Source organism: Pseudomonas sp. B1-22 (assembly GCF_050474425.1).
GTDB lineage: Bacteria > Pseudomonadota > Gammaproteobacteria > Pseudomonadales > Pseudomonadaceae > Pseudomonas.
Map to the genome: position 1 here is coordinate 448,091 of NZ_JBCHVH010000002.1, position 26,208 is coordinate 474,298.

A 26,208-nucleotide genomic window follows, 5' to 3' on the forward strand; every position below is an offset into this window, starting at 1 on the left:
ATGGATGTGTCCAATGAATACCTTTACCCATGTTCCGCCCTACGCGAACGCGCGCCCCCTGTGCGACGCGCGGGGCCGCCTGAACGACGCGGCCATTGGTTGGTCGAGCCGGCCACAGACGGTCTGCCGCCTGCCGGGCAATCCGGGCCGGCGCAAGCGCTGGAACCACTGGTGCATCAATGCACCGGGCTGGATGCTCTCGCTGACCATCGCCGACCTCGACTACCTGGGCTACGGCGCCATCTACTTCCTCGACCTGGAAAGCGGCCGCTCGGTGCATCGCACCCAGATCACCCCGCTGGGCCGCGGCTGCGAGCTGCCCGACGTGCCGAACCAGAGCCACAGCTTCCAGCACGGCGACCTGAGCCTGAGCTTCGTCGAACAGCCCGGCCAGTTGCGCATCACCGCCAGCGCCCCCGACCTCGGCGGCCAGCCGCTGGACCTGGCGCTGGAAGTCCAGCGCCCCGCGCACCTGGAGTCGGTCAATCTGGTCGTGCCCATGGCCGGCCAGTGCTTCCACGCCTGCAGCCGGCAGATGGGCCTGCCGGTGCGCGGCAGCCTGCAACTGGGCCGCCGCGTCTACCCGTGCAGCGTCGGCGAGAGCTTCGCCGCCCTGGACTTCGGCCGCGGCGTGTGGCCCTTCCGCAGCCACTGGACGCGCGCCGCCTTCGCCGCACCCGGCGGAATCGCCGGCAACTTCGGCAGCGGCTGGACGGACCACACCCCGCTCAAGGAAAACGCCCTGTGGTTCGGCGGCGAGCTGCAGCGCCTGGAGCACGACGTCGAAATCCAGCAGACGCCCCACGATCCCCTGGCGCCGTGGCGCCTGCGCAGCCCCTGCGAGCGGGTCGACCTCACCTTCACCCCGCGCAAGCTGCACCGCGCCTGTCCGCGCCTGGGGCCGCTGTATGCCGAGACCAGCCAGTGGTTCGGCCATTTCGATGGATCGCTACGCAGCCTCGACGGCGAGCACGTTCCGGTACGCGAAGCCCTCGGCTGGGTGGGCGCGACCCGGGCACGCTGGTGAAGCTGCTCTATCGCGGCAATTGATCCGACGCGGAACCCGGAGCTCCGACAACGGCCTAAACTGCCCGAGTCACTCCAGGAGAACGCATCATGAGCCGCACCGAAACCGACAGCCTCGGCCCCATCGAGGTCCCCGACGACGCCTATTGGGGCGCGCAGACCCAGCGTTCGCTGGAGAACTTCGCCATCGGCGGCCAGCGCATGCCGCTGGCCGTGGTGCATGCCCTGGCGTTGGTGAAGAAGGCCGCGGCCCGTGTGAACGCGCAGTTGGGCGAGTTGCCGGAGAACATCACCAGCCTGATCGAAGAGGCCGCCGATGAAGTGCTTGCCGGCGAGCACGACGACCAGTTCCCGCTGGTGGTCTGGCAGACCGGCAGCGGCACGCAGAGCAACATGAACGTCAACGAGGTGATCGCCGGCCGCGCCAACGAGATCGCCGGCAACGGTCGCGGCGGCAAGAAGCCGGTGCACCCCAATGATCACGTCAACCGCGCGCAGAGCTCCAACGACAGCTTTCCCACCGCCATGCACCTGGCCGCCGCCCGCGCCGTGCATGGCGACCTGCTGCCAGCCATCGCCGAACTCCGCGGCGGCCTGGCTCACCAGGCCGCGCGCCACGCCAGCCTGGTGAAGACCGGCCGTACCCACCTGATGGATGCCACGCCCATCACCTTCGGCCAGGAACTCTCCGCCTTCGTCGCCCAGTTGGACTACGCCGAGCGCGCCATCCGCGCGGCGTTGCCGGCGGTCCTTGAACTGGCGCAGGGCGGCACCGCCGTCGGTACCGGGCTGAACGCGCCGAAGGAATTCGCCGATGCCATCGCCGCCGAGCTGGCCGATCTCACCGGCCTGCCCTTCGTCTCCGCACCGAACAAGTTCGCCGCCCTCGCCGGCCACGAGCCGCTGGTGATCCTCTCCGGCGCCCTGAAAGCTCTGGCCACCGCGCTGATGAAAATCGCCAACGACCTGCGCCTGCTCGGCTCCGGCCCCCGCGCGGGCTTCGCCGAGGTGAAGCTGCCGGCCAACGAGCCGGGCTCCTCGATCATGCCCGGCAAGGTCAACCCGACCCAGTGCGAGGCGCTGTCGATGCTCGCCTGCCAGGTGTTCGGCAACGACGCGACCGTCACCTTCGCCGCCAGCCAGGGCCACCTGCAGCTGAACGTGTTCAAGCCGGTGATCATCCACAACCTGCTCGAATCCGTGCGCCTGCTCGCCGACGGCTGCCGCAACTTCAACAGCCACTGCGTGGCCGGCATGGAGCCGGACGCGGCGAAGATGCGCGAACACCTGGAGCGCGGCCTGATGCTGGTCACCGCGCTGAACCCGCACATCGGCTACGACAAGGCCGCCGAGATCGCCAAGAAGGCCTACGCCGAAGGCAAGACCCTGCGCGAAGCGGCTCTGGAGCTGGGCTACCTGACCGACGCCGAGTTCGACCAGTGGGTACGCCCGGAAACCATGCTGGAGGCAGGCCAGAATGGTTGATGCGGCCAAGCATGGCGCCACACCGATCGAGGGCGACGGCAAGCGCGTGCTGCTGGTGGTCGGTTCCCCCAAACCCGGCGGCTTCTGCCATGCGGTGGCCGAAGCCTACGCCCAGGGCGCCCGCGCCAAGGGCCATGTGCTGCACACGCTGAAGCTCGGTGAACTGAACTTCGACCCGGTATTGCGCGGCGGCTACGAGCAGAGCCAGAGCCTGGAGCCGGACGTGCTGGAAGCGCAACGGCAGATCCACTGGGCGCAGCACCTGGCATTCATCTACCCGGTCTGGTGGGGCGGCCTGCCGGCGCTGCTGCAGGGCTTCTTCGACCGCGTGCTGCAGCCGGGTTTCGCCTTCCGCTACCGCTCGGCCGAATCCCGCGAGTTCGAACCGCTGCTCGGCGGGCGCACCGCCGACCTGCTGGTCAGCCACGACCAGACCCACTGGCACTACCGCCTGCGCCAGGGTGCTCCGGCGCATCGCCAGATGACCCGTTGCATCCTCGCGCCCTGCGGTATCGAGCTCCACCATCTGGAGGAATTCAGCCCGATCCGCGGCTCCAGCGAGGAGCAACGCCAGACCTGGCTGCGCCGGGCGGAGCAGCTGGGCACGCAGGTGTAAGCACCCGGAGGGTAGCCGGCCACTACCCTCCTTCCCTCCGATCAGCAGCCGTTTCCACAGCCGTCTTGGGAATTCTCCGACCTCCAATCCGCAAGCGCCTTCCTTAGGATGCCAGCGCCCATCCCCGGGCGTCTCTCTTGCCTCTGGAGGCAATATGCTTCGCAAACTTTCCGCCGAAATGATCGGCACCTTCTGGCTGGTGTTCGGTGGTTGCGGCAGCGCCATCTTCGCGGCCCACGCCATTGGTGTTCTGGGTGTCGCCCTGGCCTTCGGCCTGACCGTGGTCACCATGGCCTATGCCATCGGCCCGATTTCCGGCTGCCACCTCAACCCCGCCGTCACCCTCGGCCTGTGGGCCGGCGGTCGCGTCCGCACCCTGGACGTCGTGCCGTACATCGTTGCTCAGGTCATCGGCGGTGTGCTCGCCGGTGCCGTACTGTTCTACATCGCTTCCGGCAAGCCGGGCTTCGACGCGCTGGCGGGCTTTGCCGCCAACGGCTTCGGTGAAGGCTCGCCGACCGGCTACAGCATGCAGTCGGCGCTGGCCATCGAGGTGCTGCTGACCGCGTTCTTCCTGTTCGTGATCATGGGCGCCACCGACAGCAAGCTGGCCCCGGCAGGCTTTGCCCCGATCGCCATCGGCCTGACTCTGACCCTGATCCACCTGATCAGCATCCCGATCGACAATACCTCGGTGAACCCGGCACGCAGCCTGGGCGTGGCGATCTTCGCCGACCCACTGTTCATGAAGCAGCTATGGCTGTTCTGGGTCGGCCCGCTGGTGGGCGGGGTGATCGGTGCGCTGGTCTATCGCGTGGTGCGTCCGGCGGCCTGAGCCACCGAGATCGCCTGGATACGAGACGGGCGCCTGAGGGCGCCCGTTTTCGTTTCAGAAGAAAGCTCATTGGCCCCAGTGCAATGCGTAACAGGCGCATTCAAGGCCTACGAAAAGCAAGAACGTGCAGCCCCCAGGGACTCAGGTATCCGCCAGACGCTGGCGGCGCGCCCGGTAGCTGCGCAGCAGCGAAGGCGCCAGGGCGGTCAGTGCCGAGCCGCTCACCACCAGCAGTGCGCCGAGGTAAGCCAGGCCATTGAGGTTTTCCGGGTGCACGTAGTCGGGCCACAGCGAGGCGGCCAGCGCCACCGAGGCGAAGGTCACCAGCGGCGTGATGGCGAGCGTGGCGCTGACGCGGGACGCCTCCCAGTGCGCCAGGGCCTCGGCGAAGGCGCCATAGGCGACCAGGGTGTTCAGGCAGCAGGCCAGCAGCAGCCAGCCCTGCAGCGGGCTCAGCTGCAATGCCTCCAGCGGGTGCGCCCAGGGCGTGAGTAACGCGGCGCAGCCCAGGTAGATCACCATCATCACCTGCACCGAGCTCCACTGCGTGAGCAGTTGCTTCTGCGCCAGGCCGTAGGCGGTCCAGATGAAGGCGGCGAAGACGACGATCAGCACGCCGGTGGTGTAGTTGCCCAGCGAGCCGAACAGTTCCGCCAGGCGCTGGTTGAAGAACAGCCCGAACCCCAGCAGCAATACGGCGAGCCCGAGGCCCTGGCCGACGCTGAAGCTTTCCTTGAACACCAGCAGGCTGCCCAGCAACAGGAGGATCGGCGCGATCTGGATCACCAGTTGCGTGGTGCCCGGCGTGAGCATGCGTAGGCCGATCAGGTAGAACACGTAGTTGCCGGTCAGGCCGAGCACGGCCGCCAGCACCAGTCCCGCACCGCGCCGGCCGATGGGGCGGAAGGCCGGCAACTGGCGGGTCAGTGTCAGGTAGACGAGCAGCACGCCACCGGAGACCACCAGGCGGTACCAGGTCACGGTGACCGGGTCCATGGTCTTCAGGACTTCCTTGAGCTTGATCGGCAGGATGCCCCAGAGCACGGCGGTGATCAGGGCGAGGAACAGGCCGAATTGCCAGCGGCCGGAAGAAACGTGCATGGGAGCCTCGACGCGTGTGCGGTTCGCCATGCTAAGTCATGGCGGTATCACGCCATAGGAACAGTTGCGCGACGCAACTGTTCCGGTCGCCCGGCGACAACGCCGCGTCGCTCCCGGTCAAGGCCCTAGATCAGGGTCGACAGGCGCAGCAGCCACCAGACCAGGATCAGCAACTGGACGAAGAACGCGGCGAAGCGAATCCACACCGCCAGCGCGGAGGTACTGATCAGGTGCACCACCGACTGCAGGATGCGCGCGCCCAGCAGGGCCGGCGCCAGCGGATCGGTCACCAGGCTCTGGCCAGTGACCATCGCATAGAGCAGCACGGCGGCGAACAGCGGTACGTTCTCCACGCAGTTGGCGTGGGCGCGCACCAGGCGCTGGCCGAAGGTGCCGGGCGTATTGCTGCCATCGGCGGCGAAGACGTTGACCTGCATGCGGCCGGCCATTACCAGCAGGCCACGCTGGCTGACCAGCAGCAGGACCAGCAGCACGGTCCAGGCGACCAGGCCGAGCAACGCGAAGGCAGAGGGACTCAGGGACATGCAGGACTCCTTTCTCTTGTAGGTTTGAGCGGGAGTCTAGGAGAAGTAGAGCAATTGCTCTAGCCAGCACAAAGGTGGGCTTGGGGTAGGAGCGGACTTCGTCCGCGATGGGCAACCGGCCAGATCGGAGCTGCCGGGAATCGATCGCGGACGAAGTCCGCTCCTACGCACGCCGGCTAGATCGTCGATCGGCGAAACGAAAACGGGCAGCCCGTCGCCGGACTGCCCGCCCTCCTCGCCTGCTTGCATCACAGCTTGGCGATGGACACCTCGGTGGATTTGACGAAGGCGATCACTTCGCTACCGATGCCCAGTTCCAGCTCGCGCACGGAACGGGTGGTGATCACCGAGGTGACGATGCCGGCGGCGGTCTGTACGTCGATTTCCGACAGTACCGGGCCTTCGATGATTTCCTTGATGGTGCCTTTGAACTGGTTGCGGACGTTGATGGCTTTGATGGTCATGGCGTAGCTCCTTGGGAGAATGGGGGTGTCACGGATGAACGTTGGATCAAAGTGCCCAGCGCAATTGCGTGGGCAGTGGGGATACGGGTTCCGGCTCGGGTGGCTGAGCCGGCAGCGACAGCACGCGTTCGAGCACTTCGGCCTCCAGCGCGGCCAGCCTGGCCGAGCCACGGGCACGCGGCCGGTGCAGCTCGACGTTGAGGTCCAGGCCGATCGCCCCGTCCTCGATGAGGATCACCCGGTCAGCCACGGCCACGGCCTCGCTGACGTCGTGGGTGACCAGCAGCACGGTGAAGCCATGCTGCTGCCAGAGGCGCTCGATCAGCTGCTGCATCTCGATGCGGGTCAGGGCATCCAGCGCGCCCAGCGGCTCGTCGAGCAACAGCAGGCGCGGCCGGTGGATCAGTGCGCGAGCCAGGGCCACGCGCTGCTTCTGGCCGCCGGACAAGCCCGCCGGCCATTCGTTGGCGCGGTCGGACAGGCCGACGGCTTCCAGCGCTTCAAGCGCCTTGGCGCGCCAGTCGCCCTTCAGGCCCAGGCCGACGTTGTCGATCACCCGCTTCCAGGGCAGCAGGCGCGAATCCTGGAACATCAGGCGGGTCTCTTCGCGGGCGCTTTCCAGCGGCGCGGAGCCGGCCAGCAGCTGGCCCTCGCTGGCGGTGTCGAGCCCGGCCAGCAGGCGCAGCAGGGTGCTCTTGCCGCAACCACTGCGACCGACGATGGCGACGAACTGGCCGGCGGGAATCCGCAGGTCGATGCCCTTGAGCACCTCACGCTCGCCGAAGCGCTTGACCACGCCGTCGACCACCAGGGGGATGCCCGGCTTGAGTTGTTGCGGCAGATGATTTGACGACAGGGGATTCAGGGCATTCATGCGGCACCTGCCTTGCTCTGGTAAGCCGGGTGCCAGCGCAGCCAGATGCGTTCCAGGCCGCGAGCGGCGAGGTCGGCCAGCTTGCCGAGCACGGCGTACAGGAGGATCGCCAGCACCACCACGTCGGTCTGCAGGAACTCCCGGGCGTTCATCGCCAGGTAGCCGATGCCGGAGTTGGCGGAGATGGTCTCGGCGACGATCAGGGTCAGCCACATGAAGCCCAGGGCGAAACGCACGCCGACCAGGATCGAGGGCAGCGCGCCGGGCAGGATCACCTGGCGGAACAGCGCGAAGCCGGACAGCCCGTAGCTGCGCGACATTTCCAGCAGGCCCGGATCGATGTTGCGGATACCGTGGTAGGTGTTGAGGTAGATCGGGAACAGGGTGCCGAGGGCGACCAGGAAGATCTTCGCCGACTCGTCGATGCCGAACCACAGGATCACCAGCGGGATCAGCGCCAGGTGCGGCACGTTGCGGATCATCTGCACCGAGCTGTCGAGGAAGCGCTCGCCCCATTTCGACAGGCCGGTGATCAGGCCCAGCACCAGGCCGATGCTGCCACCGATGAGGAAGCCGACGGCGGCACGCCAGGTGCTGATCGCCAGGTGTTGCCAGAGCTCGCCGCTGACCACCAGGTGATAGCCGGCCTCGGCCACCGCGCTGGGCGCGGGCAGGATGCGGCTGGACAGCCAGCCGGTTTCCACGGCCAGTTGCCAGATCAGCAGCAGGCCGACCGGCAGGGCCCAGGGCGCGAGGCGTTGGGCGATTGAGTTCACGTGTCTGTTGCTCATCTTCTGCTCTCATGCATCGCGGGCATGGCCCGCTCCTACACCGGGCGGATGGCGCGTGGGCGCAATCCGCCGCGTCGTCTCCTCAGCTCGCAGAGGCGGCTTTCGGCAGGATGTCGTTCGCCACCATCTCGCCGAACGGACTGACGTAGCCACGTGCTTGCGGCGCCTGCGGACGGGCGATGTCCAGGTGCGGGAAGAGCAGTTCGGCAACCCGGTAGGACTCTTCCAGATGCGGGTAGCCGGAGAAGATGAAGGTGTCGATGCCGAGGTCCGCGTACTCCTTCACACGGGCCGCCACGGTCGGGCCATCGCCCACCAGCGCGGTGCCGGCCCCGCCACGCACCAGGCCGACACCGGCCCAGAGGTTGGGGCTGACTTCCAGGTTGTCCTTGCTGCCGCCGTGCAGGGCGGCCATGCGTTGCTGGCCGACGGAATCGAAGCGCGCCAGGGAGGCCTGGGCGCGGGCGATAGTGTCGTCGTCCAGGTGGGAAATCAGGCGGTCAGCGGCCTGCCAGGCTTCTTCGTTGGTCTCGCGGACGATCACATGCAGGCGGATGCCGAAGCGCACAGTGCGGCCCTGCTTGGCGGCCTTCTCGCGGACCTGGGCGATCTTCTCGGCGACGGCGGCCGGCGGCTCGCCCCAGGTCAGGTACAGCTCGACCTGCTCGGCGGCGAGGTCCTGGGCGGCATCGGAGGAGCCACCGAAATACAGCGACGGACGCGGTTGCTGGATCGGCGGATAGAGCAGCTTGGCGCCCTTCACCTGCAGGTGCTTGCCATCGTAGTCGACGGTCTCGCCTTCCAGTACGCGGCGCCAGATGCGGGTGAACTCCACCGAGGCTTCGTAGCGTTCGGCGTGGCTCAGGTGCAGGCCGTCGCCGGCCAGCTCGTCCGGGTCGCCACCAGTCACCAGGTTGAACAGCGCGCGCCCGCCGGAGAGCCGGTCGAGGGTTGCGGCCTGGCGGGCGGCCACGGTCGGGGAAATGATGCCCGGGCGCAGCGCGACCAGGAACTTCAGGCGCTGGGTCACCGGGATCAGCGAGGCGGCCACCAGCCAGGAGTCCTCGCAGGAGCGACCGGTGGGGATCAGCACGCCGCCGAAGCCGAGGCGGTCGGCTGCCTGGGCGACCTGTTGCAGATAACCGTGGTCCACCGCGCGGGCGCCTTCGGCGGTGCCCAGGTAGTGGCCGTCGCCGTGGGTCGGCAGGAACCAGAAGATGTTGAGACTCATCGCAGTAACTCCAGATAAGCGCGCCGGCGTGGCGTAGCCGCGCGATGATGGGTTTGGTGTGCGTCGTGCTGCTTTTGTAGGAGCGAGCTTGCTCGCGAACCCGCACGGCTGCTGAGCCGCCAGGAAATCCGTTCGCGAGCAAGCTCGCTCCTACAGGTATGTCATTGGGCGGCGGCCACCTTGGCCGGCGCCGTCCACACCACGTCCTTGATGCTCAGCTTCTTGGGGATCAGCTTCAGGTCGGTGAAGGTGTCGGCGATCTTCTGTTGCGCGGCGGTGACCTCCGGGGTAATCGGCTGGGCACCGTAGCCCTGGCGTTTCACCGCAGTGAGGGTGATGTCCGCCGGCAGGCCGAGCAGCGGCGCGACCTGGTCGGTGACCTGCTGCGGGTTGTGCGCCGACCATTCGCCCACCGAGCGCACTTCGTCGATCAGGGTGGTGATCACCTGCGGGTGGTTGTTCGCGTACGGGCGGGAGGCGAGGTAGAACTGGTGGTTGTCCACCAGGCCGGTGCCATCCACCAGGGTGCGGGCGGAGAGCTGCTTCTCGGCGGCGGCCTGGTACGGGTCCCAGATCACCCAGGCATCCACGCTGCCGCGCTCGAAGGCGGCGCGGGCGTCAGCCGGCGGCAGGTAGACGGGCTGGATATCGCTGTACTTCAGCCCGCCCTTCTCCAGGGCGCGCACCAGCAGGTAGTGCACGTTGGAGCCCTTGTTCAGGGCGACCTTCTTGCCCTTGAGTTCGGCGAGGGATTTGATCGGCGAATCCTTGGGCAGCAGGATCGCCTCGCTGGTCGGCGCCGGCGGTTCGTGGGCGACGTAGACCAGATCGGCACCCGCGGCCTGGGCGAACACCGGCGGGGTTTCGCCGGTGACACCGAAGTCGATGCTGCCGACGTTCAGGCCTTCCAGCAGCTGCGGGCCACCGGGGAATTCGGTCCATTGCACCTTGACGCCCTGCTCGGCCAGGCGTTTCTCCAGCGTGCCGCGGGCCTTGAGCAGCACCAGGGTGCCGTACTTCTGGTAGCCGATACGCAGGGTACCGGGTTGTTCGTCTGCCTGGGCGTTGTAGGACAGGGCCGCGATCAGCAGGGCCGCCAGTCCACTACGCAAAGTGAGGGTCCGCATGGGAGTGCTCCTTTATCGAGTGTGCTTGCCGGACCTGCGGTCCCGTTGTCGGGACGGTGAGGGCCTTTTCGTGTTGTTCGGAAGTCGTTGCCTGCCGGGTCGGGGCTTGGCGTTCGTCTCCCTGGAAAATGTCGGTCAGATGCTCCAGCGGGCGTTGATCAGCCGTTCGTTGAGCAGGTTCGGGTCGATGGGTCTGGGGCGACGCGCCAGGGCGCCGTGGAACTGCTCCAGCGAATCCAGCAGGCGATGCTCCAGGGCCGGGTCGAGGCGTGCCGGCGTGCTGCCTTCGGCGTACTGCACCTGGTTGTCCTCGGCGAACACGCCGTGCAGGGTCTCCTGGGCCTTGAGCGCGGCGAGAACCGGCTTGAGCGCGTAGTCCACCGCCAGCATGTGGGCGTTGCTGCCGCCCGTGGCCAGGGGCAGCACTACCTTGTGGCTCAGCGCCCGCTCCGGCAGCAGGTCCAGCAGGACCTTCAGCGCACCGGCGATGGACGCCTTGTAAACGGGGGTGGCAATCACCAGGCCGTCGGCACGGGCCACCTGCTCGATCAGCTCGATGACCCGGGGGCTGTCGAAGCGTGCGTGCAGCAGGTCTTCGGCCGGGAAGTCGCGCACGCTGTAGGAGCGCACCTCGGCGCCGTGGGCATGCAGCCAGTTCCGCGCGATGTCCAGAAGGACGCCGGAACGGGAACGCTGGCTGGGGCTGCCGGCAAGGGTGACTACGTACATTTGCGCGATTCCTTATAACGATCAGAGCTGGTTAGCCATTCTCCTGCTAACCAATGTGCATAGACCTTAACAGCCCTCCGCATATTCCAATAAATGTTATTTATTCATTTAGTTATTCTATTTTGTTTCAAAAGCAGGAGCGCGCCATGCGCGCGAATCGCGGGCATGGCCCGCTCCTACAGGGGAAGTCTGGTGCATGGGGGGCGTCAGATGACGTGGGACTGGTGCAGCTCGGTCAGCGCTTCGCCGCGCAGGTAGGCCAGCTCCACCGCGCGGCGATCACGCGGGCGCGGCAGGGGCACGGGGAATTCGCGGCGCAGGCGGCTGGGGCTGCCGCCCAGCAGCAGGACCCGGTCACTGAGGTAGAAGGCCTCGTCGAGGTCGTGGGTGACCAGCAGGATGCTGATGTCGTACTCCAGCGCCAGTTGCTGGATCAGGTCCTGCAGACGAATGCGGGTAAAGGCGTCCACCGCGCTGAAGGGTTCGTCCAGCAGCAGCACCTGCGGCCGACCGTAGAGGCCACGGGCGATGGCTGCGCGCTGCGCCATGCCGCCGGAGAGCTGCTTGGGCAGCAGGTCGCCCTTGCCTTCCAGGCCCACGTCGCGCAGCAGGTGTGCGATGCGGTGGTCGTCGGCCAGCCAGCCGTCGGCGAAGCCAACGTTCTGCGCCACGGTCAGCCAGGGCAGCAGGCGCGGCTCCTGGAACACCACGCCGACGCCACCGCCGCCGCGACCGGTGTCGCCGTCCGGGCCGAAACCCAGCAGCGGGTTGCGCTCCAGTACACCGGAGAATTCATCGTCCAGCCCGGCGGCGATGCGCAGCAAGGTGCTCTTGCCGCAGCCGCTGGGGCCGAGCAGGCTGACCACTTCGCCCGGCGCCAGGCTCAGGCTGACGTCGTCGAGCACGCGCACGCCGGAGAAGCTTTTGCGGATATCACGTAGTTCCAGCAGCGCGCTCATCACTGCTCACCATTGCCAAGGAAGGTATCGCGCCAGGCCAACGCACGTTGTTCCAGCGCCTTGAGCAGGCTGTCGCTGAGCTTGCCGAGTACCGCCAGCACCAGGATGGCGGCAATTACAATGTCCGGCCGCGAGGTTTCCCGGCCATCGCTGAGCAGGTAGCCCAGGCCGCGGGTGGCGGCGATCAGTTCGGCGGCGACGAGGAACATCCAGCTCAGGCTCAGCGCGCCGCGCAGGCCGGTAAACAGGCTTGGCAGCGCGGCGGGGAGGAGGATGCGCCGCACCAGGGCGAAGGGCGACAGGTGATACAGCCGGCCCAGCTCCACCCACTTGCGGTCGACATTGCGCACGCCGGCCACCAGCGAGAGGTAGACGGGGAAGAAGGCGCCGAGGGCGATCAGCACGATCTTCGGGGTTTCATCGATGCCCAGCCAAAGCAGCAGCAACGGCACCCAGGCCAGGCTGGGGATAGCCCGCAGCGCCTGGAAAGTCGGCTCCAGATAGGCTTCGGCCCGTTGGCTCAGGCCTACCCAGGTGCCGATCAGCACGGCGGCGACCGCGCCGATGAAGAAACCGGCAGCGACCCGCGCCAGGCTGGCGGCAACATGCTTCCACAGCTCGCCCTGGGCCAGTTGCCAGAGCGTCAGCGCGACGCTGCTGGGCGCCGGCATCTGGTGCTCGGCCAACCAACCGACGCGCACCGACAACTCCAGCCCCGCGCACAGCAGCAGCGGCACCAGCCAGGCACGCCAGCCCAGCCGTGGCCAGCGCAGATTCGGTGCGCGACGCAGGCGGGCCAGGCGCAGGCTCTGGGTTGGCATGGATTACTGCTCCGCCTTGGCGACGGCGGGTTTGCCGATCACTTCCCCGGCCAGTTGCGGGTCGATCAACTGATCGACCACGGCGGTGACGTCAGTCCCCGGGCGCACCAGTTGTTCGTCCACCAGGATGGGCGCGGCGGCCTTCAGCGCGACGATCTGCTCGGCACCCGGCAGCGGCTTGCTGAAGTCGGTGCGCGAGAGCTGAAGCTTGGCCACTTCCAGCGGCAGCTTGGCTTCCTCGGCGAGCAGCTTGGCGGTCTCCTCCGGATGGGCGATGGCCCACTGGCGCGCCTCTTCGTAGGCGGCGATGACCTGCTTGATCAGCGCCGGCTGCTCCTGCTCGAACTTCTCGGTGACGCTGAGCACGCCGTAGCTGTTGAAGTCGACGTTGCGGTACAGCAGCCGCGAGCCGGCCTGCAGCTCGCTGGCGGCCATGTGTGGATCGAGGCCAGCCCAGGCGTCCACCCTGCCCTGCTCCAGCGCGGCGCGGCCGTCCGGGTGCTGCAGGTGGACGATCTCCACGTCGTTCTTGTCCAGCCCCGCCTGCTGCAGGCTACGCAGCAGGAACAGGTAGGGGTCGGTGCCCTTGGTGGCGGCGATCTTCTTGCCCTTGAGGTCGGCGACGGATTTGAGCGGCGAATCCTTGGGCACCACCAGAGCGGTCCACTCCGGGCGGCTGGCGATGTAGACGGTCTTCAGCGGGCTGCCATTGGCGCGGCTGAGCACGGCGGCCAGGCCGGCGGTGGAGGCGAAGTCGGTGCTGCCGGCGTTGAGGTATTCCAGCGAGCGATTGCTGCCCTGGCTGAACACCCAGCGCACCTCGGTGCCCTGCGGCTTGAGGGACTTTTCCAGCCAGCCGAAGTGCTTGAGCACCAGGCTGGTGGGCGCGTAATAGGCGTAATCCAGGCGCACCTCTTTCGGTGCGTCTGCGGCTTGGGCGGAACTGTTGTAGGCGCCGATCGGCAGGCTCGCGAGAAGAGCGACGGCCAGGCTGCGGCGCCAGGTGGAATGACCCATGGTCGTTCTCCTTGGCGTGGGCTGACGTCTTCTCCCCGTGTGGCGGGCAAGTCAGATCTGGAAGAAAAAAGCGCGGCGTGGTCCGCGCGTAAAAGATGAAAAAAATGGGCCGGCGAACCGGCCCTATTACCCTGCTCGAGGTTGAAACATCAAGACCCGGAGCGCGCGAGCTAGAGCCAGGCAAGGCGCCAGTGGCAGTGAGAGCGGAGTGTGCTACGGCACATGAGCATCTCGCTGTCGCTGGCAACGCAGGCTGGCCGACGCGCAGCCGCTTCGGATCACTTGTTCGGTTGGGGCGTCAGGCGCAGGTACGGCCTGATGGCACGATAGCCCTTGGGGAAGCGCTGCCTGATTTCGTCCTCGTCCTTGAGCGAGGGCACGATCACCACGTCATCGCCGTCCTGCCAGTTGCCCGGCGTGGCGACCTTGTGGTTGTCAGTGAGCTGCAGCGAATCGATCACCCGCAGGATCTCGTTGAAGTTGCGCCCGGTGCTCGCCGGGTAGGTGATGGTCAGGCGCACCTTCTTGTTCGGGTCGATGACGAACAGCGAACGCACGGTGAGGGTGTCGTTGGCGTTCGGGTGGATCAGGTCATACAGCTCGGACACCTTGCGGTCGGCGTCGGCGAGGATCGGGAAGTTGACCACGGTGTTCTGGGTCTCGTTGATGTCGTCGATCCACTTCACGTGGGAGTCCACCGGATCGACGGACAGGGCGATCGCCTTGACGCCGCGCTCGGCGAACTGGTCTTTCAGCTTGGCGGTAAGGCCCAGTTCGGTGGTGCACACCGGGGTGAAGTCGGCCGGGTGGGAGAACAGAACGCCCCAGCTGTTGCCGAGCCATTCATGGAAACGGATGCGGCCTTCGCTGGATTCCTGTTCGAAGTCGGGGGCGATGTCGCCAAGTCGCAAGCTCATGGGTCTCTCCTTGTTCGTGTTGGGATCCACTATGCACAAGGCGTTTACGCATTAAAAAGAATATATTTTGATTTTCTTATAACCAAAATAAAACCATAACACTTCCCTGCCGGCATTCGCCGTCGGCGCTTCAGCAAACCTTCCAGTCAGTAAGTTTCGACGCCGGGACGAAACCCCTGCCGTTCGTCGCAAGCCCGGAGATACGCGAGTTGGCCGCATACACTCCTAGGTAATTGATCCTTTGGGAAAGGAGGCAACTTCATGGTCGGACAACGGTCTAACGACGCCCAGTCGGCAACCCACTACCGCAGCGACCGAATCACTTCGGTCAACGGCCAATACTTCTTCTCCACCCGGGAGGGGACACTGGAAGGGCCGTACTTCACCCGCTTCGATGCCGAACGCGCGATTACGAAGTACATCGACCGCATGAAGGTAGCTGCCGGCCTGTTCGTACGCGCGGCGCGCTGATCCGACGTAGCGGAAAGGGAAACACCGGGCGCTTGCCTTCGCATCCGTCCGGCCTGCTCGCTCAGCCGAAAATCGTTGTTCGCGAGCCTGCTCGCCCCTGCCAATCAACGTCGTCCGATACGCCACATTCGGGATTCGTCAGCAGATCGCGGCAAGCGAATGGCCGTCCTGCCAGAATCCCTGGCTTCCCGAAATGAAAAGCCCCCGACACCTGTGTCGGGGGCTTTTTCGTCACGACGATCCCGCTTGCGTGGAGCGGGACCGAGGAACGCACTACCGGGCGCGGCTCAGCGCACCGCCTCGAACAAACCGGTGGCCCCCATGCCGCCGCCTACGCACATGGTGACGATGCCGTAGCGCAGGTTGCGGCGCTGCAGCTCGCGTACCAGGTGACCGACCTGGCGCGAGCCAGTCATGCCGAAGGGGTGGCCGATGGAGATGGAGCCGCCGTTGACGTTGTACTTCTCGTTGTCGATGCCCAGGCGATCGCGAGCGTAGAGGCACTGCGAAGCGAAGGCTTCGTTGAGCTCCCAGAGGTCGATGTCACTCACCTGCAGGCCCTTGGCCTTGAGCAGTTTGGGCACCGAGAACACCGGACCGATACCCATTTCGTCGGGCTCGCAGCCGGCGACGGTGAAGCCGCGGAAGAAGGCCTTGGGTTTCAGGCCCAGTTCCAGGGCTTTTTCCAGGCTCATGACGAGGGTCATGGAGGCACCGTCGGAAAGCTGCGAGGCGTTGCCGGCAGTGACCGAGCCGTCCTCGGCGAACACCGGCTTGAGGGAGTTCAGGCCCTCGAGGGTGGTGTCCGGGCGGTTGCAGTCATCGCGGTCGACCACACCGTCGAGCACCTTCTTCTCGCCGGTGGCCTTGTCCTCCACCTGGTACTTCACGCTCATCGGCACGATTTCATCGTTGAACAGGCCTTCGGCCTGGGCGCGGGCGGTGCGCTGCTGGCTTTGCAGGGCGTAGAGGTCCTGCTGCTCGCGGGTGACGTTGTAGCGGCGGGCGACGATCTCGGCAGTCTGGCCCATGGGGTAGTAGATGCCGGGAAACTCGGCCTTCAGGCGCGGATTCACGAAGTTGTCGAGGTTCTGCTTGCCCATGGTCATGGTGATGGACTCGACGCCACCGGCAACCAGGATGTCGCTGCAGCCGGAGGCCACCTGGTTGGCGGCAATCGCGATGGCCTGCAGGCCGGAGGAGCAGTAGCGGTTGAGGGTCATGCCGGCGACGTGGATGCCGAGCTTCGACAGCACTGCCGCGTTGCGGCCGATGTTGTGGCCCTGGGCGCCTTCGTTGGAACCGGCCCCCACCACGCAGTCGTCCACCAGCAGCGGGTCGAGGTGATTGCGCATCAGCAGCGCATCGATGCAATGGGCGACCATGTCGTCCGGGCGGGTCATGTTGAACTTACCCCGGATGGACTTGGCCAGGCCGGTACGGACGCTGTCGACGATCACCACTTCGCGCATGGGAAACCTCGTTGCTTGTTGTTCGATGGGAGGAATGCGAGGCCCCGAGCATAGGCGGCAGAGCGGACGCACGGCGACGATCATTCACCAGCCGTATAGGTGTGCCTCCAGCCTCGTTGGGCCGGCGCAAACGAAACCGCCGCCCGGAGGCGGCGGTTTCGAGTACGAGGCGACAGCGGTCAGACAGTGTCGGTCTTGATCACATGGTCGCCCAGGAGGCCGTTGAGCACAGCCTGGGTATCGCCCGACGAGAGCACACCGTTGCCCGCATGGCCGGCATACTTCGCGGACAGATCGACGTTGGCCAGGTCGATGGTCTGGGTCACCGGGCCGGTGCCGGTGGGCATGATGCCAATGCTGGTGGTGCCGGAGGTCACCGAGAAGTGCAAGTAATTCTCCAACGACGAAACCGTGGCGGTCTCTCCCTGTAGCAGGTCGGTCAGGTTCAGCGTGTCACCTTCGGCGATGTTGAAATCCTTGATCACATCGTGGCCGGTGTCGCCCGCCTTCCAGATGAACTCATCCGCGCCTGTGCCGCCGAACATCATGTCGTCGCCCGGGCCGCCGATCAGCTTGTCATTGCCGCCCTGGCCGAACATCAGGTCATTGCCCGCCCCGCCTTCGAGGATGTCATTGCCGCCAATGCTATCGCCTACGGCACTGAGCTCCGGGGCGTGCGCGGCGATGTAGTTGAGCAATTGCGCGGTGGACGGCGCCGTTCCGCCATTGGTGGCGGTCAGGTAGTCCACCAGCCCCTGGAGACCGGCACCGTTGTGAGTGCCCGCGGCATGGCCTGCCCAGCTCAGGTTATCGGTGTTGATGGAGTCGCCGAAGAGGATATCGTTGCCTGCACCGCCCACCAGGTGGTCATTCCCGAGCGGCTGCGCTGTACCTCCCTTGTCCCCCACCAGCACATCGCTGCCGTTGCCGCCCACGATATCGCCGCTCTTGTCGGCATCGGTCGGATTCGGAATGGTGTGCTGGGCCGTCGAGGTGCCGCTGTCGCTGTCATTGCTACCCACCACCAGCAGGGTCGGGGTATTCATTTCCAGGCCAATATTCAGGTTGGCATGGTCGCCATCGCCATCAGTGACGCCAACACCGAAGTTGAGCGCCAGGTCCGGCGGCAGCACGGCGCGGTCGGCGGACAGGGTCTGGACCCGGTAATCGCCATCGCTGCTGCCCAGTATCACCGTACTGAATCCGCTCTCCACCAGTTGGGCAGCCGAACCGGTGACGAAATGCCCATTGGTCAACAGGTTCCAGGTCGTGGTGTCGCCCTCCCCGGTACCGGCCGGCGGTACGAAGGTGCCGGTGGCCAGTAGCGCCCCGGCCGCACTCAGCACGCTCCAGGTGAGGGTGTCGCCGGTAGAGAGCTTTTGAACCTTGAAGCTCGCGTTATAGACGGTATCGCTGAAGGCGATGTTGAGTTGCTCACCGGTATCGATCGTGTTGTTGTCGATCCCCATACCATTGGTTGACGGGTTCACCAGGTGACCGGTGGTGGTGGTGAAGGTTGCGCTGAGTCCGGACGACGTCAGGGTGAACGAAGGTGCCGGCCCACTGGCAACGATCTTGGTCAGGTCATACCCCACCTGGGCAGTCGGCCGCGAATTGACCACATCGAAGCTGTAGCTGCCGTCGCCATTGACCTGGAGCGTGAAGAAGGGTTTGTTGCCGGCATCCAGTGCAGTCAACAGGGAGCCGCCGCCCGCCAGGCTGGTGACCACGTAGTGCAGGCCGCTGGGCGCGGTGTTGCCGCTGAGGTCGAAGCCCCCGGGACCGTCGGCGCCGAAGTTGACGTCCAGGATGCCGTCCAGGTGGAAGCCTTTGGCATCGAAGACGTTCTGGATGGGCGGCAGCATGTTCACCGAGGGGCCGTCATCGGCGAAGGTCACTTTGCCGCCAAGGTCGAGGTTAGTGGAGGAGGTGGAGGTGTCACCGTCGAAGTCGGTGATGCTGGCGGTACCGTGCAACTGCACCAGGCCCGTATTGAGCATGGCCTCTTGGCTGTCATAGTTGCTGTCGCTGCCCGGCAGCGCATGGTCGATTGCGCTGTTCTGGGTCAGGGTGACTACCCCGGTACTGCTGTTCGCCGAGAGCGAGAAGACGGTATTGCCGGCGCTCACCGCCCCAAGGCTGTTGGCGGTGCTGCCGACGACCTGGCCACCGATGGTGTAGAGGTAAATTGCCGCGCCGCCACTGCTCAGCCCGGAGAAACTTCCCTGCGTCACGCCTGCACTCAATTGAAGTGCGTAGGTCCAACTCACCGCCGAGGCCGGGCTGTCGGCACCCGCACTCTGCTGGGTGACGGTGAAGGCACCGGAGAAGTCGGCCGTATCGTGGTCGGAGTTGGCACCGATGGTCAGGGCATCATGGGTTTCCAGCGCATCGATCTGAGCGTTGCTCAAGCCAACGCTGATGCTCGGACCATCGTCGTCGAAGGTGACCTTGCCACCCAGGTCAAGGCTCTTCGTGGCGTTGGCCTTGTCACCGTCAAAGTCAGTGATGCTCGCGGTGCCCTGCAGGCTCACCAGGTTGCTGCCCAGGGATATCTGCAGGTCACTGCCCGGCTTGGGATGATCGAGTTCGGAATACTGGGTCAGGGTCACCTTGCCGCTGCCGTCGACGCTGAGGCCGAACACGGTGTTACCGGCGGTCACGCCAGCCTGGGTGCTCGCCGTGCTGCCCACCACCTGATTGCCGATCTGGTACAGGTAGATGGTCTGCCCACCGCTGGTCAGGCCCGAGGAGGTCCCCGCGCCGACATCCAGGTGCACGGCATAGGTCCAGCTCACTGCCGAGGCTGGAGTGTCGGCACCGGCATTTTGCTGGGTGACGGTGAAGGCACCGGAGAAGTCGACCGTATCGTGGTCGGAGTTGGCACCGATGGTCAGGGCATCATGGGTTTCCAGTGCATCGATCTGAGCGTTGCTCAAACCTACGCTGATGCTCGGACCGTCGTCATCGAAGGTGACCTTGCCACCCAGGTCAAGGCTCTTCGTGGCGTTGGCCTTGTCACCGTCAAAGTCGGTGATGCTCGCGGTGCCCTGCAGGCTCACCAGGTTGCTGCCCAGGGAGATCTGCAGGTCGCTGCCCGGCTTGGGATGATCGAGTTCGGCGTACTGGGTCAGGGTCACCTTGCCGCTGCCGTCGACGCTGAGGCCGAACACGGTGTTGCCGGCGGTCACGCCAGCCTGAGTGCTCGCAGTGCTGCCCACCACCTGATTGCCGATCTGGTACAGGTAGATGGCCTGCCCGCCGCTGGTCAGGCCCGAGGAGGTCCCCGCGCCGACATCCAGGTGCACGGCATAGGTCCAGCTCACTGCCGAGGCCGGAGTGTCGGCACCGGCATTTTGCTGGGTGACGGTGAAGGCACCGGAGAAGTCGACCGTATCGTGGTCGGAGTTGGCACCGATGGTCAGGGCATCATGGGTTTCCAGCGCATCGATCTGAGCGTTGCTCAAGCCAACGCTGATGCTCGGACCATCGTCGTCGAAGGTGACCTTGCCACCCAGGTCGAGGCTCTTCGTGGCGCTGGCCTTGTCACCGTCAAAGTCAGTGATGCTCGCGGTGCCCTGCAGGCTCACCAGGTTGCTGCCCAGGGAGATCTGCAGGTCACTGCCCGGCTTGGGATGATCGAGTTCGGCATATTGGGTCAGGGTCACCTTGCCGCTGCCGTCGACGCTCAGGCCGAACACCGTGTTGCCGGCAAGCACACCGCCCTGGGTAGTGGCCGTGCTGCCCACCACCTGATTGCCGATCTGGTACAGGTAGATGGCCTGCCCACCGCTGGTCAGGCCCGAGGAGGTCCCCGCGCCGACATCCAGGTGCACGGCATAGGTCCAGCTCACTGCCGAGGCCGGAGTGTCGGCACCGGCATTTTGCTGGGTGACGGTGAAGGCACCGGAGAAGTCGACCGTATCGCTGTCGGAAGCGCTGCCTATGGTCAAGGCGTCATGGGTTTCCAGTGCATCGATCTGAGCGTTGCTCAAACCAACGCTGATGCTCGGACCGTCATCATCGAAGGTCACCTTGCCGCCCAGGTCGAGACTGGCGGTGGAAGTGGCCTTGTCGCCGTCGAAGTCGGTGATGCTCGCGGTGCCCTGCAGGCTCACCAGGTCGCTGCCCAGGGAAATCTGCTGGTCACTGCCCGGCTTGGGATGATCGAGTTCGGCGTACTGGGTCAGGGTGACCTTGCCGCTGCCGTCGACACTCAGGCCGAACACGGTGTTGCCGGCGGTCACGCCAGCCTGAGTGCTCGCCGTGCTGCCCACCACCTGCGTGCCGATCTGGTACAGGTAGATGGTCTGGCCGCCGCTGGTCAGGCCGGAGGCAGTGCCGCCCGCCACGTCCAGATGCATGGCATAGGTCCAGCTCACTGCCGAGGCAGGGATGTCGGCGCCAGCGATTTCCTGGGTGATGGTGAAGGCACCGGAGAAGTCCACCGTATCGTGGTCGGAGGCATCGCCAATAGTCAGCGCGTCATGGGTTTCCAGACTGCCGACCTGAGCATCACTGAGGCTGATGTTGCTGCTCGGGGTGTCGTCGTCGAAGGTCACCTTACCGCCCAGGTCAAGACTGGCGGTGGAGGTGGCCTTGTCACCGTCGAAGTCGGTGATGCTCGCTGTACCCTGCAGGCTCACCAGGTCGCTGCCCAGGGAGATCTGTTGATCATGGTCGGGCTGGGTATGATCGATAGCAGCGTACTGGGTCAGGGTCACCTTGCCGCTGCCGTCAACGCTCAAGCCGAACACGGTGTTGCCGGGGGTCACACCCGCCAAGGTGCTGGAGGTGCTACCCACTACCTGCGTGCCAACCTGGTACAGGAAGATGGCCTGGCCACCGCTGCTCAGACCGGAAGCGGTGCCGCCCGCCACGTCCAGGTGCACAGCATAGGTCCAGCTCACTGCCGAGGCCGGAGTATCGGCACCGCTGTTCTGCTGGGTGATGACGAAGGCACCGGAGAAGTCGGTCGTCGCAGTGTCGGAGGCGTTACCAATGGTCAGATGATCATGGGTTTCCAGGTTACCGATCTCGGCATTGCCGAGGCCCACGCTGATGCTCGGACCATCGTCGTTGAAGGTCACCTTGCCGCCCAGGTCGAGACTGGCGGTGGAAGTGGCCTTGTCGCCGTCGAAGTCGGTGATGCTCGCGGTGCCCTGCAGGCTCACTAGGTCGCTGCCCAGGGATATCTGCTGGTCACTGCCCGGCTTGGGATGATCGAGTTCGGCATATTGGGTCAGGGTGACCTTGCCGCTGCCGTCGACACTCAGGCCGAACACGGTGTTGCTGGTATCCACCGCACCTTGGGTGCTGGCCGTGCTGCCCACCACCTGATTGCCGATCTGGTACAGGTAGATGGTCTGCCCACCGCTGGTCAGGCCGGAGGCGGTGCCGCCCGCCACGTCCAGATGCACGGCATAGGTCCAGCTCACCGCCGAGGCCGGAGTATCGGCGCCGCTGCTCTGCTGGGTGACCGTGAAGGCGCCGGAGAAGTCCACGGTATCGTGGTCGGAGGCATTGCCGATAGTCAGCGCGTCCTGGGTTTCCAGGTCAGCGATCTGTGCGCCACTGAGATCGGCGGTAATGCTCGGGCCATCGTCGTTGAAGGTCACCTTGCCGCCCAGGTCGAGACTGGCGGTGGAAGTGGCCTTGTCGCCGTCGAAGTCGGTGATGCTCGCGGTGCCCTGCAGGCTCACCAGGTCGCTGCCCAGGGAGATCTGCTGGTCACTGCCCGGCTTGGGATGATCGAGTTCGGCGTACTGGGTCAGGGTCACCTTGCCGCTACCGTCGACGCTGAGGCCGAACACGGTGTTGCCGGCGGTCACGGCACCCTGAGTGCTCGCCGTGCTGCCCACCACCTGATTGCCGATCTGGTACAGGTAGATGGCCTGCCCGCCGCTGGTCAGGCCCGAGGAGGTCCCCGCGCCGACATCCAGATGCACGGCATAGGTCCAGCTCACCGCCGAGGCCGGAGTATCGGCACCGCTGCTCTGCTGGGTGATGGCGAAGGCACCGGAGAAATCGGTTGTATCGCTGTCGGAAGCGTTACCGATGGTCAGGTGATCATGGGTTTCCAGACCGCCGACCTGGGCATTGCTGAGACCCACGCTGATGCTCGGACCGTCGTCATCGAAGGTCACCTTGCCACCGAGATCCAGGCTCGCCGTGGAGGTGGCCTTGTCGCCGTCGAAGTCGGTGATGCTCGCGGTGCCCTGCAGGCTCACCAGGTCGCTGCCCAGGGATATCTGCTGGTCATTGCCCGACTTGGGATGGTCGAGTTCGGCGTACTGGGTCAGGGTGACCTTGCCGCTGCCGTCGACGCTGAGGCCGAACACGGTGTTGCCGGCGGTCACGGCACCCTGAGTGCTCGCCGTGCTGCCCACCACCTGATTGCCGATCTGGTACAGGTAGATGGTCTGCCCACCGCTGGTCAGGCCGGAAGCGGTTCCTCCGTTCACGTCCAGGTGCACGGCATAGGTCCAGCTCACCGCCGAGGCCGGAGTATCGGCACCACTGCTCTGCTGGGTGATGGCGAAGGCACCGGAGAAATCGGTTGTATCGCTATCGGAGGCGTTACCGATGGTCAGGTGATCATGGGTTTCCAGATTACCGATCTCGGCATTGCCGGGGCCAACGTGGATACTCGGGCCGTCGTCATGGAAGGTCACCTTGCCGCCCAGGTCGAGACTGGCGGTAGAGGTAGCCTTGTCACCGTCGAAGTCGGTGATGCTGGCAGTGCCCTGCAGGCTGACCAGACCGGTATCAAGGGAAATCTGCTGATCATGCCCCGGCTGGGTATGGTCGAGTTCGGCGTATTGGGTCAGGGTCACCTTGCCGCTGCCGTCGACGCTGAGGCCGAACACAGTGTTGCCGGGGGTCACGCCAGCCAGGGAGCTGGCCGTGCTGCCCACCACCTGGTTGCCAACCTGATACAGGAAGATGGCCTGGCCGCCGCTGGAAAGCCCCGAAGCGCTGCCACCGGGAACGTCCAGGTGCACGCTGTAGCTCCAGCTCACCGCCGAGGCCGGGGTGTCGGCGCCGCTGCTCTGCTGGGTGATGGTGAAGACGCCGGAGAAGTTGGCCGTAGAACTGTCCGAAGCGCCGCCGATGGTCAGCGCATCATGGGTCTCCAGAGCCCCCGCCTGCGCACCATTGACGCCAACGCCAATGCTTGGGCGATCGTCGCTGAAGGCCACCTTGCCACCGAGATCGAGGCTTGCCGAAGAGGTGGCCTTGTCACCGTCGAAGTCGGTGATGCTGGCGGTGCCCTGCAGGCTGACCAGACCGGTATCGAGAGAGATCTGCTGATCATGGCCCGGCTTGGGATGATCGAGTTCGGCGTACTGGGTCAGGGTGACCTTGCCGCTACCGTCGACACTCAGGCCGAACACGGTGTTGCCGGCGGTCACGCCAGCCTGAGTGCTCGCAGTGCTGCCCACCACCTGATTGCCGATCTGATACAGGTAGATGGCCTGGCCGCCGCTGGAAAGCCCCGAAGCGGTTCCTCCGTTCACGTCCAGGTGCACGGCGTAGGTCCAGCTCACCACCGAGGCCGGAGTGTCGGCACCGGTGCTCTGCTGGGTGATGGTGAAGGCACCGGAGAAGTCGGCCGTGGAGCTGTCGGAAGCGCTACCGATGGTCAGCGCATCATGGGTAACCAGGGCTCCCACCTGCCCCTCGCCAAGGCCGATCGCAATGCTCGGACCATCATCGGCGAAGCTCACGCGGCCACCCAGGTCCAGCGTACTGGAGGACGTAGCGGTGTCGCCGTCACGGTCGGTGACCACCAGCGTGCCCTGCAACTGCACCAGACCCAGGTCGAGCACGGCATGCTGGCCGGCGAAGTTGGCGTCGCTGCCCGGCTGTGCATGGTCGATCGCGCTGAACTGGGTCAGGGTGACCACGCCGGTGCTGCCGTTCACCGACAGCGAGAAGATGGTGTTCGCCGCAGAGACACCGGCCACGCTGGCGGAGGTGGACGCCACGATCACGCCGCCGATGCTGTGCAGGAAGATGGCGGCGCCGCCGCTGGTCAATCCGGAGTTGCTGCCGTCTGCGCCGGCCAGATGGAGGCTGTAGCTCAGCACGGTGCTGCCGGCGCCGTCGGCGCCGTAGTTGGCGTTGACCTGGAAGGCCGCGCTGAAATCGGCGCTGTTGCTATCGGACGCAACGCCCAGGGTAGCGGCGTCGTGGGTCAGCAGCGCGCCGTCCACCCCACCGTTGGCGGAAAGCGCAGCATTCGGCAGGGCGTCGACGATACCGACGGCCAGGTTGCTGGTGCTGGTGCCTCCAGTGCCGTCAGTGATGGTGTAGGGCACGTTGAGGGTCAGGGTGTCCTGCCCCGCCCCCGGATGGTCCACCGGCTGCAGCAGGGTGAGTTCGAAGGCGCCGGTGTTGATGTTGGTCAGCGTCAGGGTGAACACCGGAGTGCCGTTGGCACTGGCGGTGAGCGTATGGCCATCGGCGCTGACGGTGTAGGTCAGCGGCACGCCGCCGGACGTCAGGTTGGGCAGGCCGGCCGTGCCCCAAGTGAAACCGCCGACGCCATTGGAGCCGAAGTCGTAGTTCAGACTGCCGCCCTGAGTCGCGCCACCGGGGCCGCCCAAGGCATTTTCACCGATGCTGATGGCACCGGGACCGGAGCTGGACGCCTCATCGAGCGGCGCGGCAACGCGGTCTTGCGGGAACAATGGGCCCCAGGTGATCGGGCCGGTAGGGAAACCGATCTCCGGGCCGACATGCCCGGCAACCTCGGTCAGGAGTACGAAGGAGTGCCCACCGCCCGGCTGCCCGTTGGCACCGCCGGCAGTACCGGCACTCGGGCCGGCGGCGGTGGCTTCGGCTGCCTTGGTCGGGTCCACGCCAGCGGCGATTGCCGCTTGCAGGGCCTTCACGTCAGTGATGTCCTGCTTGGTCGGTGTCGCGGGCTGCTGGGTGACAGCCTGCTGTTGCTGGCCGTCCTGCGAGTGGTGGGCTGCAGACTGCAGCTGCGCGGTCATGGGAAGGGAGCTGTCGCGCCCGAGGGTGACTTCGCCGCCGCCGGCGATTTTCAGCACTACAGAGCCATGGGCACCGGTGACCAGCTGTTCACCAACGAACACCTTGTCTCCCTGGCTCAAAGGACGACGCGATCCATCGGCGGCTACCGCAAACACTTCGCCGACCACTTTACTGACGACACCCATCAACGTAGCCATGAGTCCTTCCTCCGCTCCACTGCCTGAACCGGTTCCACCGGCATGCAGCTATCCGAAACAGGCCAAGGCACGCTTGTGTATTCGGATGCGCGAAGAAAGTTGCGAAGGTGGCGAAAAGGACTGGTGGCGTCTCAGCATCAAAAAGCCAGCGACATTTTTTTGTCACTACGACGACGCTTTTTCGTGTCCTTCTGCTGTAGTCCCCGCCCTAACTGCTCCAAACCGTACCTGGCTTCGTTTACAAGCACCGTCCTCGCCCATACCCGGGAAATACCGGGGCTTGCAGGCTTAAACAATGTGCTGCTTTTCAGATGTCTCATAAGATTTTTTCTGAATAAGTCTTGTGAAAAATTCTTCTGAGCTGTTTGGAAAGTTGTTCTTAGCTGTGATGTTACAGGCGTGAAACGCTTGATAAGAGAAAAAAGCCAAAAAATTGGCGACTCAAAGGGCATCACAGGTAAGAGAACGCTAGGAGCAAAGCCATGCGCAGTCGTAACGCGGCACTATGGAGCGGTGTATTTATC

General features: G+C 65.5%; 19 protein-coding genes. 5 read left to right on the forward strand and 14 right to left on the reverse strand.

What is annotated here, in order from left to right; genetic code table 11:
* Positions 1-13: 13 nt before the first annotated feature.
* From ACQ5BL_RS08935 to aqpZ, 4 genes are all read left to right on the forward strand, one after another.
* Entirely contained in the window at positions 14-1,027 is a 1,014-nt protein-coding gene (locus ACQ5BL_RS08935; protein ID WP_243808973.1) for a DUF2804 domain-containing protein, read from the forward strand.
* Between the two features lie 89 nt (positions 1,028-1,116).
* The gene (locus ACQ5BL_RS08940) at positions 1,117-2,511 is read left to right on the forward strand and encodes a class II fumarate hydratase (RefSeq protein ID WP_243808972.1); all 1,395 of its coding nucleotides are present in this window, start codon (positions 1,117-1,119) and stop codon (positions 2,509-2,511) included.
* Positions 2,504-3,127, forward strand: a complete 624-nt coding sequence (locus tag ACQ5BL_RS08945) for an NAD(P)H-dependent oxidoreductase (RefSeq protein ID WP_243808971.1) — start codon at positions 2,504-2,506, stop codon at positions 3,125-3,127. Before ACQ5BL_RS08940 ends, ACQ5BL_RS08945 begins: the two co-directional genes overlap by 8 nt.
* A 154-nt stretch (positions 3,128-3,281) precedes the next feature.
* Complete coding sequence (gene aqpZ, locus ACQ5BL_RS08950; RefSeq protein WP_207885312.1) at positions 3,282-3,962, forward strand: aquaporin Z; 681 nt, start codon at positions 3,282-3,284, stop codon at positions 3,960-3,962.
* A 141-nt stretch (positions 3,963-4,103) separates the two neighbouring features.
* On the opposite strand, the gene ACQ5BL_RS08955 is transcribed toward aqpZ, so the two are convergent.
* From ACQ5BL_RS08955 to ACQ5BL_RS09010, 12 genes are all read right to left on the reverse strand, one after another.
* On the reverse strand, positions 4,104-5,063 hold the full coding sequence (locus ACQ5BL_RS08955; protein WP_243808970.1) for a DMT family transporter: 960 nt from the start codon (positions 5,061-5,063) through the stop codon (positions 4,104-4,106).
* 125 nt (positions 5,064-5,188) lie between these two features.
* On the reverse strand, positions 5,189-5,608 hold the full coding sequence (locus ACQ5BL_RS08960; RefSeq protein WP_243808969.1) for an MAPEG family protein: 420 nt from the start codon (positions 5,606-5,608) through the stop codon (positions 5,189-5,191).
* A 248-nt stretch (positions 5,609-5,856) separates the two neighbouring features.
* Entirely contained in the window at positions 5,857-6,072 is a 216-nt protein-coding gene (locus ACQ5BL_RS08965; protein ID WP_003455791.1) for a TOBE domain-containing protein, read from the reverse strand.
* Positions 6,073-6,118: 46 nt separating this feature from the next.
* Positions 6,119-6,946 carry an aliphatic sulfonates ABC transporter ATP-binding protein gene (gene ssuB / locus ACQ5BL_RS08970; protein ID WP_207885315.1) on the reverse strand — a complete coding sequence of 276 codons (828 nt, stop codon included), beginning with the start codon at positions 6,944-6,946 and terminating at the stop codon, positions 6,119-6,121.
* Positions 6,943-7,737, reverse strand: a complete 795-nt coding sequence (gene ssuC / locus ACQ5BL_RS08975) for an aliphatic sulfonate ABC transporter permease SsuC (RefSeq protein WP_207885316.1) — start codon at positions 7,735-7,737, stop codon at positions 6,943-6,945. The genes ssuB and ssuC overlap by 4 nt, the downstream gene beginning before the upstream one ends.
* A gap of 82 nt (positions 7,738-7,819) precedes the next feature.
* Positions 7,820-8,968 (reverse strand): FMNH2-dependent alkanesulfonate monooxygenase, encoded by a 1,149-nt coding sequence (ssuD, locus tag ACQ5BL_RS08980; RefSeq protein ID WP_243808968.1) that lies wholly within the window; start codon positions 8,966-8,968, stop codon positions 7,820-7,822.
* Between the two features lie 161 nt (positions 8,969-9,129).
* Positions 9,130-10,095 (reverse strand): sulfonate ABC transporter substrate-binding protein, encoded by a 966-nt coding sequence (locus ACQ5BL_RS08985; RefSeq protein WP_243808967.1) that lies wholly within the window; start codon positions 10,093-10,095, stop codon positions 9,130-9,132.
* A 135-nt stretch (positions 10,096-10,230) separates the two neighbouring features.
* Positions 10,231-10,824: an NADPH-dependent FMN reductase gene (gene ssuE / locus ACQ5BL_RS08990; protein WP_243808966.1), complete on the reverse strand. Its 594-nt coding sequence runs from the start codon at positions 10,822-10,824 to the stop codon at positions 10,231-10,233.
* A 206-nt stretch (positions 10,825-11,030) separates the two neighbouring features.
* Positions 11,031-11,783, reverse strand: a complete 753-nt coding sequence (locus tag ACQ5BL_RS08995) for an ABC transporter ATP-binding protein (RefSeq protein ID WP_243808965.1) — start codon at positions 11,781-11,783, stop codon at positions 11,031-11,033.
* Positions 11,783-12,604, reverse strand: a complete 822-nt coding sequence (locus ACQ5BL_RS09000; RefSeq protein ID WP_243808964.1) for an ABC transporter permease — start codon at positions 12,602-12,604, stop codon at positions 11,783-11,785. Before ACQ5BL_RS09000 ends, ACQ5BL_RS08995 begins: the two co-directional genes overlap by 1 nt.
* Before the next feature lie 3 nt (positions 12,605-12,607).
* On the reverse strand, positions 12,608-13,621 hold the full coding sequence (locus tag ACQ5BL_RS09005; RefSeq protein WP_243808963.1) for an aliphatic sulfonate ABC transporter substrate-binding protein: 1,014 nt from the start codon (positions 13,619-13,621) through the stop codon (positions 12,608-12,610).
* A 278-nt stretch (positions 13,622-13,899) separates the two neighbouring features.
* Positions 13,900-14,538, reverse strand: coding sequence for a peroxiredoxin (locus ACQ5BL_RS09010; protein WP_207885323.1), 639 nt, complete (start codon positions 14,536-14,538; stop codon positions 13,900-13,902).
* 261 nt (positions 14,539-14,799) lie between these two features.
* On the opposite strand from ACQ5BL_RS09010, the gene ACQ5BL_RS09015 reads away from it, so the two are divergent.
* Positions 14,800-15,009, forward strand: coding sequence for a DUF6316 family protein (locus ACQ5BL_RS09015; protein WP_207885324.1), 210 nt, complete (start codon positions 14,800-14,802; stop codon positions 15,007-15,009).
* Positions 15,010-15,296: 287 nt separating this feature from the next.
* On the opposite strand, the gene ACQ5BL_RS09020 is transcribed toward ACQ5BL_RS09015, so the two are convergent.
* A complete protein-coding gene (locus ACQ5BL_RS09020) occupies positions 15,297-16,481 on the reverse strand; it encodes a thiolase family protein (protein ID WP_430293100.1) in 1,185 nt (394 codons plus the stop codon).
* A 179-nt stretch (positions 16,482-16,660) separates the two neighbouring features.
* Positions 16,661-25,684: a retention module-containing protein gene (locus ACQ5BL_RS09025; RefSeq protein ID WP_430293101.1), complete on the reverse strand. Its 9,024-nt coding sequence runs from the start codon at positions 25,682-25,684 to the stop codon at positions 16,661-16,663.
* Between the last annotated feature and the right edge of the window lie 524 nt (positions 25,685-26,208).